We start from the raw sequence: 12,243 nt of genomic DNA, 5'->3' as shown, positions 1-12,243 counted from the left end.
CCGCCGCGCTCTGCGCGTGCGGACGCTACTTCGACTCAAGCACGGGGATGGGCGTGTCGTCCGTCTCGTCCAGGTTCTTGTCCCACACGTAATGCTTCGTCTCGCGCGCGATGAGGCCCGAAAGCAGCAGCACCACGATGATGTTCGGGATGGCCATGAGCGCGTTCGTGATGTCGGAGATGGTCCACACCAAATCGCCGATGCCGATGGCCCCCAGGAACGCCACCACCACGTACAGCACCTGATAGGGGCGGATGGCGCGCTTGCCGAACAGGTAGGTGACGCAGCGGTTGCCGTAGTACGACCAGCCGAGGATGGTGGTGTAGGCGAACAGGATCATGCCGATGACCAGGATGGGCGTGCCGATGTAGGGGATCGACGCGAAGGCCGCGCTCGTCAGATCGGCGCCGGCCGAAACCTGGCCGCTCTCCATGATGCCCGGGTTCGCGATCATCGTGGACACGAGCACGATGCCCGTGAGCGCGCAGATGACGACGGTGTCCCAGAAGGTGCCGGTCATGGACACGAGGGCCTGGCGCGCCGGGTTGCGCGTGGAGGCCGCCGAGGCCACGATGGGCGCCGAGCCCAGGCCCGACTCGTTCGAGAACAGGCCGCGCGCGCAGCCGAACTGCAGCGCCATCATCAGCCCCGAGCCCACCGCGCCGCCGAACGCCGCCTTCGGCGTGAACGCGCACTCGAAGATGAGGCTGATGGCGGGCCACACGTACTCCCAGTTCATGCCGATGATCACGATGCAGCCCCACGCGTAGGCGATGGCCATGAACGGCACGAGCTTCTCGCACACCTTCGAGATGATCTTGATGCCGCCGAAGATGACGATGGACACCATGATGACGATGGCCAGGCCGATGCCCCAGGTGGGCACGCCGGGAGCGTTGGACGTGATGATCCCGGTCATGGCGCTGGACTGCACGGCCGAGCCGATGCCGAACGAGGCGACGGCGGCGAACAGGGCGAACGCCCCGGCCCCCAGCAAGCCCCACCACGGCGTCTTGCCGTCCTTCTCGAACGCGCGTCGCCATGCGTACATCGCGCCGCCCAGCATGTTGCCGTTGTGGTCCTTCACGCGGTACTTCACGGCGGCGAACGTCTCGGAGTACTTCGTGGCCATGCCGAACACGCCGGTGAGCCACATCCACAGCACCGCGCCCGGGCCGCCGGCCAGGATGGCGGTGCCCACGCCCACGATGTTGCCGGTGCCGATGGTGGCCGACAGCGCCGTGGTCAGCGCGCCGAACTGGCTGATGTCGCCCGGCGCATCCGGGTCCTTCGTCACCGACAGCTTGATGGCCGTCGGCAGCTTGCGCTGGATGAACCGGGTGCGGATCGTCAGGTACAGATGCGAACCCAACAGCAGCACGATCATCGGCGGGCCCCATACGAAGGCGTCGATATCGCTGATCATCTGGACGATGTCCATGCACGTCCCCTCTCTCGTCTTTGCCAGTACGCCCCGTTGCGAGAAAAGAGCCGGTCCCGAAGCAGGTTCCGAACGCCGTCGACACGCGACAAAAGCCGTTTCGGCAGGGGCACTTTCGCACGCTAAAGTATTCGGATTATAGCCACGTGGAACCTTACGGTTCGTTAACAAACGGAAAATCCTCCGCGAGCGGCGCCGATGCGCGCCCTAGGCGTCGATGCCGCCCTTCGTCTCGCCGAACAGGAGGTCCATCATCTCCTGGCGGCCGCTCACGCCCAGCTTCGCGTAGATGTGGGACATGTGGGTTTTCACCGTGCTCTCGGCCAGCACGAGCTCCTCCTGCACGAACGAGCAGGTGCGCCCCTGGGCCAGCAGCATGAACACCTCGGTCTCGCGCGGCGACAGCGCGTAGGCGGCGGCAACCTCCTGGCAGCGCGCGACGATGGACCGGGTCAGGCGGCTGGCCGCGTCGTCGGCGGCCCCGTCGGCAGCCGCGTCGTCGGCGGCGGCCCCGTCCCGTCCGCGGCCGCGCACGAGCGAGGCCAGCCACGAGCGGTTCATCACGAGCGCCACCACCACGAGGATGACGACCGTCTCCACCACGGCGCTGCCGCGCAGGAACACCACCCACACCACCGAGGCCGCGGCGTACGCGAGCCCCGCGATGCCGACGATGCGGTTCTCGGGCAGCGGCAGCAGCGTGCACGCGGCCGCGACGGCCGACCAGAACAGCAGGTGGGCGAACGGGTCGTTCAGCTGCACGATGCTGTCGAGCAGCACCGACGGCACGTCGCCCAGCTGGGCGCGCACCACCACGACGAACAGGCCCGCGATGACCACGAGGATGGGCGGCTGGAAGCGCACCGACGCGGGCTGCTTCGCCATGAGCAGCAGGGCGAGCCACGCGAACGCCGCCAGGCACACGGTAAGCACCGAGATGGCGGGGATGCGCCCGAGCGCGTCGAAGTAGGTGGTGTTCGAGTCGCCCCACACGCCCGAGGGGCCGAAGATGCGCACCATCGCCAGCAGCACGCCCACGATGACGAGCACCGCCACCATGTCGCCCGCCGCCTGGCGCTGCCGCGCGCTCGGCTCGGCACCGCCGGCCGCGCCGGGAGCCGGGGACGGCCCCGTCGCGGGCTCCGCGCCCGCCGCGCGGGCCGCGCCCTGCCGCGCGCCCGCCGCGCGGGCCGCCTCGAAGCACGCCGCCGCCAAGCACGGCAGCGCGATGGCCACGACCACCTGCTGGGCAGGATCGATGAAGCCGTCCAGCGCCAAGCTCATGAGCTGGCGCAACGGGAACGCGGCCACGATGCACCACACCACGCACGCGAACCCCTGCGTCGTGGCCAGCAGGATGACGAAGCGCGACGCGAACCAGAAGTAGCCGAGCCCCGCCAGCACGAGCCCGCACGTGGCCAGGATGGTGGGGCTGAAGAAGTCCTGGTGGAACGACAGCGCGAAGCAGCCCGTGCCCACCGCGGCCATCACCGGCATGACGAAGGCGAGGCTGCCCTCGTGCGCGGCCACCCAACGCGGGGCCGCCGTCAGCACCGCGGCGACGACGAGGATGCCCGTCAGCCAGAACGTGCGGGCGTTCACCCACTCGGCCAAGCCGAGCGAGGACAGCAGGAAGCCGGGCGTGTGCCCCATGAGCGTGCACCACAAAAGAATGAGCGACAGCCCCGCCGCCGACGCCGCCCCGCATGCGTTCACGATACCCCGCCGATGCTCCATGCCGCAGCGCTCCCCCTTCGCGTCCCCCCTGCGTTTCTGCACGCAGTATAGCGCATCGGCGGGAGCACGCGTTGGACGGAGCCGCAAGATGCCGGCTCCGTCCACGGGAGGGTGCTGCATATCGTCGGGCTACCGCACCGCGAAGGCAAGGCTGGCGGACAGCGGCGACACCACGTCGTCGGCCGTGCGGGCGCGCACGGTCATCTCGTAGTCGCCCTTCTCCTCGAACGAGGCGGTGAACTGCCAGTTCACCCACTTGTCGGCCGTGGCGCCGTCGGTGTCGCACGCCGTCCAGGTGCGCCCGCCGTCGAAGGAGAACTCGATGGCGGCGATGGGGCTTCCGCAGTCGTCGGCCACGCCCTCGAACGTGATCTCGTCGCCCGCCTCGAACGCGCAGCCGTCGGCGGAGTTCTTGATCTCGATCTTGTTGCGGTACATGGGATCGACCGAGGCCACCTCGGGCACCGCGTCCTCGCGCGTGAGCTCGATGCTGGCGATGTTGCGCGTGAAGTAGCGCGCCACCGTCTCGGGCATCCACAGCTGCAGGCTCGAGCCCTCCGACGCCTTCAGCTCCTCGCCGTTCACCTGGTACACGAGCAGCGCGTTCTTGTCGAGCGCGTACTGCAGCGGCAGCGGCTCGCCGTAGCCGTCCGCGCCGTAGGCCGTCACGGTGTTCACGCCGTCCTCGAGGTCGGCCATGCCCACCACCGACGCCAGCGGCACGCCGATGACGGCCGCCTGGCCGAAGGGCGACCCCGTGGCGCACGAGCAGCCCATGAGCGCCTCCTGCTCCTCGTCGTCGAGCTCGGACAGGTCCACCGTGAAGCTCTCCTTCACGTGCCCGCCCACGTTCACGAAGTAGGTGGCCACGCCGTCCTGCCCGGCGGCAAGCTCGGGCGCGGGCTTGGAGCACATCGACAGGATGGCGGTTCCGAACACGTTGAACAGCTCGTCGTTGGGCGTGACGCCCTCCTGATTGAACGTGAACGACCCCTGCACGTCCGCGACGCGCACGTAGTCGGATTCCTCGCCCAGCCACTGGGCGCGGATGTCGTGGTCGGCCACCGTGTGGGTGGCGCCGACGGGCCGGGAGCCCCCGTCCGCAGCCGCGGGCTGCTGGGCGGCAAGGGCCGCGCCGGCGCCGGATGCGAGCAGCACCGCGCCCGCCACGCCGGCCATGATCTTCTGAGCTGGCTTGTTCATGAGCGCTCCTACTCCTTTCCTTCGGCCACTTCGGCAGCCGCCGTCTTCGGGGCGACGAGCGACGGGGTGTCGATGACGACCGTCTCGTCGGCGGCGGGCATCGCGTCCTTCGCGTTCACCATGACCGTTTGGATCTGCGGGCTCACGAGGCCGCTTTCCGTGGTGGCGCGCAGCTGCAGGCAGTAGGCGCTCTCCTCCTGAGGCGTCCAGGTGAAGTCGAACCAGACGAGCTTGTTGACGTCGGTGTCGCCCAGGTCGTGCTTCGTCCACGTTTTGCCGAAGTCCATCGAGAACTCGACGCTCGCGATCTTCTCGTCGTAGGCGTCCACGTAGCCGTGGAACGTGTAGGGCTGGCCGTTCTGGATGACGAGGCCCTCGGGCACGCCCAGCACGGTGGCGTTGGGCTTGTTCGTCCAGTTCCCGTCGGCGTCGATCCAACCGTTCGGGTTGCCGTCGTGATGCTCGAACTCGTACACGTGATCGTCGAAGTCGGGGGCGTCGGTGACCACCTTGTACTCGTTCATCTGCTTGGAGTTCACCTCGGGGTCGACGCCCTCGCACCAGTTCGTGCACGGGAAGCCGTTGGCCGCGGTCAGCTGCTCGCCGTTGATCTTGTACACGAGGAACGCCTCGCCGCCGTCTACCTTGTCGAGCGGCATGGCGCGCTTGGACGAGCCGTCGGCGCGCATGACGCGCACGCCGTTGATGTCGGCGTTGTCGGCGTAACCGCCCGCGCGCTCGATGAGCCAGCTCACGGGTATGCCGGTGATCTCCACGTTGCTCACCGATCCGGCGCCGGTGCCGTTCCAGTTGCACACTTCCTTCGACACCTTCGTCACGGTGACGCCGGCCGCCTCGGCCTCTTTCACGAGATCGGGCAGAAGCGCGGTGTAGGGGCTGTTCACCTCGCCGTCCACCGTGATGGGCCAGCTGTCGAACAGGCTCTGGGGCATGGGCGTGTCGGCGTACTCGGCGCCGGAGCGCATGCGGTCGTACAGGCGGTTCCAGGCGTCCATGTTGAACATGTCCTCCTGCGCCATCGTGGCTTCCTGGTCGATGGAGAAGTCGCCCTCGACGTTCTCGACCTTCGTCACGCCGCGCAGGCGCTCGAACTTGGTCTGGTCCCACAGCGCCATGCCCTCGCCATCGTTGGTGGCGTCGTGGCAGGAGTAGCAATTTCCCTTGTACTCGTCCTCGAACTGACTGTCGGCCTCCAAGCCGTAATGGATGTTGTGGATGAGCGTGCCGAACTCGTACTGCGTGGGGATGTAGCCCGGCGAGTACGTGTGGCAGAACAGGCACTGGTCCACCGTCATCTCGGCGTCGAGCGCCGGGCTGTTCGGCGAGGGGTGCATGGTCTGCGCGAGGTGCTGCAGCGTCGCGTCGAGGTCGGCGTGGCAGCTGTTGCAGCCGCGGTTGTCGTTGTTCAGCCGGTAGATGTTGTACGGCGTCTTGCCCTGGCGGGCGCGCTCGGCGAGCTCGCTCGGGGTGCGCTGCACGATCTGGCCGCTCGGCAGCGTGCGCAGCTCGGGCGCCCACTGGTCCACGTTGGCGTCCCACATGTCGTGCATGCCGTCGAGGTAGTCCTTGCCCGGGTAGGCGTCGAGCGAGATGCCGTCGTATACCGTGCCCTCCTCGCCGTCGATGATCGACTGCTGCTCGTCGGTGTACTCGTGCCCCTCCGCTTGCGGGGTTTGCTGGTCGCCCGTCGCAAGCGCCTCGTTCGTTTGGGGAGCGCAGCCGGCGATGCCGACCGTCCCCAACAAGGCGCACACGGCGACCAGCGCGATCTTGCGTTGTGCGTGCATCGGTCTCCTTCCTCTCCTGTTCTCGTCCGCGCGGCGGCCGAACGTCCGGCCGGCTCCCCCGCGCGAAGAGCATGGTAGGGAAACGGAGGCGGCGCGCGCCATCGTCGAAGCGAACCATCTTGGGTTCAGGGGGCATCGTACGATCCGGAGGATGCCGCCGAACAGGCAAAACGGCCCCGCCAGTGCGGGGCCGTTCGCAGAAACCCTGCGCGCCGGGAGGGAGAGGGCGCGCGGAGCCGGAGGGGTTTACGCCTTCTTCGCGGTCTTGGACGCGGCCAGCTCGGCGGCGCGCGCCTCCACGGCGGTGTCGTCGGGCTCGGCGGAAAGCGCCGGATCGACGGTGATCACGAAGTTCGGCTTCGTCTCCACCGCGTCGTCCGACACGATGTCGGCCTGGTGCGCTTTCTCGAGGTCGGCCATCTCGCCCACCGCGAGGTTCATGCCGGGGCACGCCGCCACGCAGGCGGGCAGCTCGCCGCGCTCCTGCCGGTCCGTGCACATGTCGCACTTGTACGTCTTGCTCTCCTGCTCGTCGTAGCACGGCGCATGGTACGGGCACGCCTCGATGCACGTCTTGCAGCCGATGCACAGGTCGTGGTTCTGCTGCACGATGCCGTTCTCCAGCTTCGTGTAGGCCTGCACGGGGCAGTTCGCCACGCACGCGGGCTCGTCGCAGTGGTTGCACGACAGGGACAAAAACGACAGCGCCCGCGGGTCGTCCTGCTTGATCTCCGTGACATGGCGCAGCAGCACGCCCTGGTCAAGCTGCTTCTCGCTCTTGCAGGCGATGGAGCATGTCTTGCATCCGTAGCAGTTCTTGTTGTTCATCCAGAATCCGAGCGCCATGGCTTACGCCTCCTTCTTCACGTCGACGAGGGTCTGGTTGCAGCAGTGGGTGCCGCCGAGCGTCTTCCACTTGTCGTTGGTGACGTAGCTCGACGAGCCGCCCTGCTGCTCCCACCAGCCGTTCTGCAAGCCCACCACGCCGGCCTTGATGCGGTCGTTCACCTCGGCCACGCCGCGATGCTCGCCGCGGTCGTTGAACACGACCACCGCGTCCCCGTCGGCGATGCCGCGCGCCTCGGCGTCCGCCTCGTTCAGCAGGACGACCGGCTTCCGATCGCACACCTCGTCCATCCACTCCAGGTTGTTGAACGTGGAGTGCACGCTGCGGTACGTCTTGCGCTGCACGCTGAATAGCGGGTACTTCGCCGCCAGCTCATCGCCGTTGCGCGCGTCTTCCTCGGAGCGGGCGTAGCTGCAGATGGGGTTGAAGCCCTCCTTCTTCCAGGCGCCCACCCAGAACTCGGCTTTCTTCGACGCGGTGAAGAACACGCCGTCCTTGTAGGGGATGTAGTCCTTGCCCACCACGTCGACGGCCTTCTTCTCCACGAGCTCGTCGTAGGTGATGCCCGTGGGCTCCAGCACGTTGGAGATGAGGTCCTTCATGGGCACGTCGAACGCGTCGCCGAAGCCGAAGCGGCGGGCCAGCTCGGCGAAGATCTCGAGGTCGCTCTTCGACTCGCCCGGGCCGTCGACCGCCTTCTCCATGAGCTGGATCCAGTGGCTGCGCGCGTTGGCCAGCACGCCCTCGGTCTCGAAGATGCCGGTGCACGGCAGCACGAGGTTTGAGTACAGCGCCGTGGACGTGAGGTACTGGTCCACCGTCACCACGAACGGGATCTTCTCGAGCGCCTTCTTCACCATGCCCGTGTTGGGCCACTGCGTCATGGGGTTGCCCGTCATCGACCACAGCACGTTCACCTTCACGGGATCCTCGTTCAGGACGGCCTCGCCGAACGTGAAGCGCGGGATGGCTGCCACCTCCTCGGTGGCCTTCGGCACCTCGAGCGGGTTGCCCGTGGCCACCTCGTTCATGCCGCCCGCGTCGCTCACGCCGTCGCCGACGTGCCCCACCTGGCCGCAGAACGCCGCCAGGTACGCACCCACGGCCGTGGCGTACGTGCCGTTCTCGGTGCGCATGAAGCCGCCCATGTTCTGCACGATCATCGCGTGCTCGGCGCCCGCGTACTCCTTCGCGATGCGCTCGATGTCCGCCGCGGGAACGCCGCACTCCTCCTCGGCCGCCGCGAGATCCCACGCGGACGCCTCGGCCACGATCAGCTCGAACTCGGTTTGGTAGGCGTCGGCCGCGTCGGTGCCGTCCAGCGTGAGGGCCGCCTCGATGCCGCTCTGGTCGTGCGGCACCACCTCGCCGCTCTTCTTGTCGAACACGACGAACGACGCGGGGTCGTCGGCGTTCTTCAGCACGGGCTCGCCCGTCGCGCGGTCCACGAGGCACGGCGCGCACGTGTGCGCGAGCAGGAACTCCTCGTCGTAGAGCCGCTCGTCCACGATGACCTTGAGCATGGCCAGGCCGAGCGCCGCGTCGGTGCCGGGCCAGGGCTGCAGCCAGTCGGTGGCCTTGGCGGCCGACTCCGTGTAGATGGGGTCGATCACCACGAGCTTGCCGCCGTTCTCCACCACGTGCTCGAAGCGCTGGAAGTAGCCCTGCTTCGAGATGGCGGGGTTGTTGCCCCACACCACGACGTAGGTGCTGTTCTCGATCTGGTTGCGGCAGTCGAGGAAGCGCTTGCCGTAGATGGGCACGATGGCCGCCGTGGTGCCCGCGCAGCACAGCGAGCCCACCGTGGTCGACGCGCCGCCCAGGTGCCCGAAGAACGCGTTGGCCACCGGGCCGTGCATGGCGCCGAAGTTGCCGGAGCCGGTGACGTAGCAGATGGACTTGTTGCCGTCGGTCGCGATGGCGTCCTTGAACTTCTGCTCGATGAGGTCGAACGCCTCGTCCCAGCTGATCTCCTTGAACTGGCCGCTGCCCTTCTCGCCGTCCAGCAGAAGCGGCATGGTCAGGCGGTCGGGGTCGTTCACCATCTGCGAGCGGCTGATGCCGCGCGCGCAGGCCGCGCAGTCGTTCAGCTCGGACGACTCCACCTTCACCAGCTTGCCGTCCACCACGTAGCCTTTCAGGTTGTGGTGCTGGCACTCGGGCGGGCAGGTGGAATAGAACACCTGCGCGTCGGCGTAGGGGTCCGGCGCCGCACCCTCGGCATCGGCGCCGGCGCCGGCCTCCGTGTCGGCCTTCGGGCTGCATCCGGAAAGCCCCAACGCTGCGGCGGCGCCCGTCGTGGCGGCGGCCGCGACGAACGTCCGTCGCGACAGCGACGGCAATGCCTGATCCGCGGATTTCCTCATCTCGCGCTCCTCTCCTCGTCCTGATTCCCAAACAGCGGCGGAACTTGGATCCCCCGTTCCTCCGCGTACCCCATTTTCCCCAGGTGGGCGCATCGGTTCAATATCCTGCGGAAGAACTTTCCGTTAAGAAAGTCCTACCAGATATTAAAAAAGTATTATCATCCGCGACTTTCCGCCGCGCGCGCCCGCGTTTGTCGGATAATTACGAGGGTAGCACGGTCGCGCGTACCGGGCGACGGGCAAGGGGGCCCGCCGTCGATGCGCGCCTCAGGGGGAATCGCCATGTCGTTCAAACGAGGTATCCGCTTCAAGTTCGCGGTGTTCATCGGCGCCTTCATCGTGGCCCTCATGGCCGTCGACGCGCTGTGGAACGTCCAGCTGCAACAGCAGCAGGCCGAGAACGAGGCGCGCGAGAAGGCCGAGGTGCTGGCCGACGAGATGCACGCGATGTGGGACTTCATCGACATCAACCAGAACACCATCAACCGCACCGAGGACGGCGCCTTCCGCACGAAGGCCCTCGTGTGCGTGGTCACCGCCAAGTCGGTGAGCACGCTGTTCACCATGAACACCGACTACAAGATCCAGTACACGAGCCCCACCCCGCGCCAGGCGGCGAACGCGCCCGACGAGTTCGAGCAGCGGGCGTTCGAGGCCTTCGGCGCCGATGCGGCCCTCGAGGCGTACTACGACGTGGGCTACGACGCCGAGGGGCGGCGCGTGTTCCGCTACGCCGAGCCGCTGTACGTGACCGAGACGTGCCTCGAATGCCACGGCGAGCCCGTCGGCGAGCTCGACCAGTTCGGCTACGAGAAGGAGGGCATGCAGGTGGGCGACATCGGCGGCGCCGTGTCCATCACCGAGCCCATGGACATCTACGCCGACGGCATGCGCACGAGCGTACTGCAGCAGGTGTTCATGGTGCTGCTCGTGCTCGTGCTGGCCTGCGTGGGCATCTACTTCGCCGTGAGCAAGCTCGTGCTGCACCCGCTCGACGCGCTCGGGCGCGCCGCGAAGCAGATCGGCGCGGGCGACTTCTCCTACCAGCTGGAGGCGCGCACCGTGGGCGGCCCCGACGAGCTCACCGAGTTCGCCGACGACTTCGACAAGATGGCCCGCCAGCTGGAACGGCTCTACACCGACCTCGAAAGCGAGGTGCGCAGCCAAACCGACAAGCTCTCGGCGCTCAACGACCTGCTGCTGTACCAGAAGGTCGAGCTCAAGAAGGCGCTCGACCGCCTCAGCGAGGAAACCGCCTACAAAAACGAGTTCTTCGCCATCATGAGCCACGAGCTGCGCACGCCGCTCACGTCCATCCTCGCGTTCGCGCGCATCCTGCGCGGGGTCGACTCGCTCGACGCCAAGACGCGCAGCGCCGTGGAGGAGATCGAGGCGAACGCCACGCTGCTGCTCAACATGGTGAACAACATCCTGACCATCTCGAAGGCCGAGGCGCACAAGAACGAGCTGGTGGTGGAGCCGGTCGACTTCGTGGACCTGCTGGGGTTCATCAGGAAGTCGCTCGAGCCCGTGGCGAAGAACAAGGGCATCGCCCTGACCGCGAAGACCGACGCCGACGTGCCCGTGTCGATGGCCGACTGGGAGAAGCTGCGGCGCATCGTCGAGAACCTCGTGGACAACGCCATCAAGTACACCCACGTCGGCGGTCGCGTGGACGTGCGCGCGACGTTCGACGGCGCCTGCATCGTCGTGTCCGTCGCCGACGACGGCATGGGCATCGACGAAGCCGACCAGGAGGGCATCTTCGAGCGCTACCGCCAGGCCGGCCAGTCGCCCAACCGCCGCTACCGCGGCACAGGCCTCGGCCTGGCCGTGGTGAAGGAGCTGGCCGAGCTGCACGGGGGCAGCGTGTCGGTGGCGTCGGCCCGCAAGCTCGGCAGCACGTTCACCGTGCGCATCCCCTACGTTGCCGTGGATACGGAGGAATACGATGAAGAAGATCCTGCTGATCGATGACGAGAACAGCATCGCGCGCCTCGTGGGCAGCATGGCGGGCGACGCGGGCTACGCGTTCGCCTACGCCGAAGACGGCGCGGAGGGCCTCGTCGTCGCCGAGCGGGAGGCGCCCGACCTCGTCATCATGGACGTGATGATGCCCCGGATGGACGGCTTCACCACCTGCCGCCTCATGCGCGAGCGCGGCATCACCTGCCCCGTCATCTTCCTCTCCGCGAAGGGCGACATCGTGGACAAGGGCGTGGGCTTCCAGGCCGGCGGCGACGACTACATGGTGAAGCCGTTCGATCCGCGCGAGCTGCTCATGCACATCGAGGCCCACCTGCGCCGCGCGAGCATGGCGGCCGCGCCCGTCGCGCCGCGCGGCGACATCCTGCACGCGGGGCGCTTCGTGCTCGACCGCGGGCAGTTCCGCGTCACGAAGGACGGCGAGCGCCTGTCGCTCACGCCCAAGGAGTTCAAGATATTCTTCGCGCTGGCCTCGAGCCCCGGCCTCGTGCTGTCGAAGGAGCAGCTCGTGGAGGCGGCCTGGGGCAAGGAGTTCGTCGGCGAGACGTCGAGCATCACCGTGTTCATCAAGAAGCTGCGCGAGAAGGTGGAGGACGACCCGTCCGACCCGCGCGTCATCCAGACCGTCTGGGGCATCGGCTACCGCTTCGAGCCCGAAGGCCGCGAGGGCTAGGGAGCGGCGCGGGAAGCGGCAGCCGGTCGCGAGCGCGGGCGTCGTTCGGCGCGGGAATTCGCTCGAAGTAACCAATTTTTGCGTTTTGCGTACCCGAAGGGGCTGGGCGGCGGGGAAATCGAAAAGGGTCGTCAGCGCAGCGGCTTCCCGACCTGCGGTTATGCGAAACGCCTCGAAAGGCC

8 protein-coding genes are annotated in these 12,243 nt (G+C 67.6%); 2 read left to right on the top strand and 6 right to left on the bottom strand.

The genetic code is table 11. From position 1 onward, the window contains the following. Positions 1-25: 25 nt before the first annotated feature. The 6 genes from ELEN_RS05065 to ELEN_RS05040 all read right to left on the bottom strand — a co-directional run bounded on the left by ELEN_RS05065 (position 26) and on the right by ELEN_RS05040 (position 9,402). A complete protein-coding gene (locus ELEN_RS05065) occupies positions 26-1,441 on the bottom strand; it encodes an alanine/glycine:cation symporter family protein (RefSeq protein ID WP_015760346.1) in 1,416 nt (471 codons plus the stop codon). 207 nt (positions 1,442-1,648) lie between these two features. Next, positions 1,649-3,178, bottom strand: a complete 1,530-nt coding sequence (locus tag ELEN_RS05060; protein WP_015760345.1) for a helix-turn-helix transcriptional regulator — start codon at positions 3,176-3,178, stop codon at positions 1,649-1,651. Between the two features lie 129 nt (positions 3,179-3,307). Continuing rightward, complete coding sequence (locus ELEN_RS05055; RefSeq protein WP_015760344.1) at positions 3,308-4,381, bottom strand: molybdopterin-dependent oxidoreductase; 1,074 nt, start codon at positions 4,379-4,381, stop codon at positions 3,308-3,310. Positions 4,382-4,389: 8 nt separating this feature from the next. Then, positions 4,390-6,189: a molybdopterin-dependent oxidoreductase gene (locus tag ELEN_RS05050; RefSeq protein ID WP_015760343.1), complete on the bottom strand. Its 1,800-nt coding sequence runs from the start codon at positions 6,187-6,189 to the stop codon at positions 4,390-4,392. Positions 6,190-6,435: 246 nt separating this feature from the next. Beyond that, the gene (locus tag ELEN_RS05045) at positions 6,436-7,035 is read right to left on the bottom strand and encodes a 4Fe-4S dicluster domain-containing protein (RefSeq protein WP_015760342.1); all 600 of its coding nucleotides are present in this window, start codon (positions 7,033-7,035) and stop codon (positions 6,436-6,438) included. A gap of 3 nt (positions 7,036-7,038) precedes the next feature. After that, the gene (locus ELEN_RS05040; protein WP_015760341.1) at positions 7,039-9,402 is read right to left on the bottom strand and encodes a molybdopterin-containing oxidoreductase family protein; all 2,364 of its coding nucleotides are present in this window, start codon (positions 9,400-9,402) and stop codon (positions 7,039-7,041) included. A 282-nt stretch (positions 9,403-9,684) separates the two neighbouring features. Between ELEN_RS05040 and ELEN_RS05035 the strand changes: the two genes are divergently transcribed. Together ELEN_RS05035 and ELEN_RS05030 are read left to right on the top strand one after the other, a co-directional pair. Beyond that, positions 9,685-11,379, top strand: coding sequence for an ATP-binding protein (locus ELEN_RS05035; protein ID WP_158539338.1), 1,695 nt, complete (start codon positions 9,685-9,687; stop codon positions 11,377-11,379). Next, entirely contained in the window at positions 11,354-12,061 is a 708-nt protein-coding gene (locus ELEN_RS05030; protein ID WP_015760339.1) for a response regulator transcription factor, read from the top strand. Before ELEN_RS05035 ends, ELEN_RS05030 begins: the two co-directional genes overlap by 26 nt. Positions 12,062-12,243 lie beyond the last annotated feature (182 nt).

The organism is Eggerthella lenta DSM 2243 (assembly GCF_000024265.1).
GTDB classification, from domain to species: Bacteria; Actinomycetota; Coriobacteriia; order Coriobacteriales; family Eggerthellaceae; genus Eggerthella; species Eggerthella lenta.
The sequence above is the reverse complement of the archived record's forward strand: the minus strand, read 5'-3'. Positions and strand labels throughout refer to the sequence as shown.